This window comes from Streptomyces sp. NPDC058001 (assembly GCF_042886315.1).
GTDB lineage: Bacteria > Actinomycetota > Actinomycetes > Streptomycetales > Streptomycetaceae > Streptomyces.
In genome coordinates this window covers 1-1,310 of record NZ_JBHVQT010000041.1, presented here as the reverse complement: position 1 = coordinate 1,310, position 1,310 = coordinate 1, and the positions used below count along the sequence as shown (strand labels likewise).

Annotated in this window: 1 protein-coding gene; it reads right to left on the bottom strand. The window is 68.2% G+C overall.

The features are described 5' to 3' along the window. Nucleotides 1-31 precede the first annotated feature (31 nt). Nucleotides 32-1,222 carry an IS30 family transposase gene (locus ACFVT5_RS43275; protein WP_389899740.1) on the bottom strand — a complete coding sequence of 397 codons (1,191 nt, stop codon included), beginning with the start codon at nucleotides 1,220-1,222 and terminating at the stop codon, nucleotides 32-34. Nucleotides 1,223-1,310 lie beyond the last annotated feature (88 nt).

Here is a 1,310-nt window from a genome sequence, read left to right as displayed (position 1 = left end):
GGCGGATTCCAGGGGTCGTCGCAACACGTGATCACTGACGTGTGGTGGCGAGCAGTTTATGCAGGCGCTCGGCTGGGGTTTCCCAGCCGAGCGTTTTGCGTGGGCGGCTGTTGAGTTCGGCGGCGACGGTGTCGAGGTGTTCGCGGGTGTGGACGGCGAGGTCGGTGCCTTTGGGGAAGTACTGCCTCAGCAGGCCGTTGGTGTTCTCGTTCGAGCCGCGCTGCCAGGGACTGGCGGGGTCGCAGAAGTAGACCGGGATGTTGGTGGCGAGGGTGAAGGCGTGGTGGGCTGCCATTTCCGAGCCTTGGTCCCAGGTCAGCGAGCGCGTCAGGTGCGTCGGCAAGGTCTTCACCGTTTGCACCAGCGCGTCGCGCATGTGCTCTGCGCTGCGGCCGTCGGGCAGGTGGACGAGCATCACGTAGCGGGTGGCGCGTTCGACGAGAGTACCGATCGCTGACCCGCTGTCCTTCCCGATGATGAGGTCGCCTTCCCAGTGGCCGGGCACCGCCCGGTCCTCCGCCTCGGCCGGCCGTTCGCTGATCATGACCATCGGGTGGGCGAAGCGCGGCTGCCGACTGGCCGTCTGTCGCTGGGGCCTGCGGCGTGCTCGTCCCGAGCGCAGGGCCCGGGCCACTTCACGGCGCAGTTCGCCGCGGCCCTGGACGTAGAGGGCCTGGTAGAGCGTCTCGTGAACCACGTGCATCTCCGGCCGGTCGGGGAACTGCGCATGCAGAGCGTTGCAGATCTGCTCCGGGCTCCACCGCAGGGTCAGGTGATGCTGGATGAAGTCCCGCAGCTCGCCGTTCTGCGCGATCTTGCCCGCCTTGGGACGGCGCCGGCGGGCGTCGGCACGGGCCTGGGCCGCGTGGGGACGGTAGTGCCGCTGACCACGGGGATCGGTGGTGCTGTTGCGGTGGATCTCCCGGCTGACGGTGGACGGACTGCGTCCCAGCTCGGCGGCAATGGCACGGATCGTGGCCTTCTCCCGCAGCCGGTCGGCGATGTGAAGGCGCTCGGCATCGCGCAAATACCGGCCCGACGACATGGCGACGGGCGCCTGCCCTTGCTGGGCAGGCGCCCGAAACCTGTCCGGATCGCTCCGGCCGTTACGCCACTCGCGGCCGGTCCGTTCGTTGACGCCCACCAGCCCGGACGCCTCTTTGTTGCTGTAGCCCTGTCGCACGAGCCGGAAGTATTCCTCCCGCTCCCGTCGCAACTTCATCGGCCCGTGAGCCTTACGGACCTTCCGGATCTCGAAGTCCATCGCATCCCCTGAGCTGGGGTGTTGCGACGACTACTAGAACCCAAGG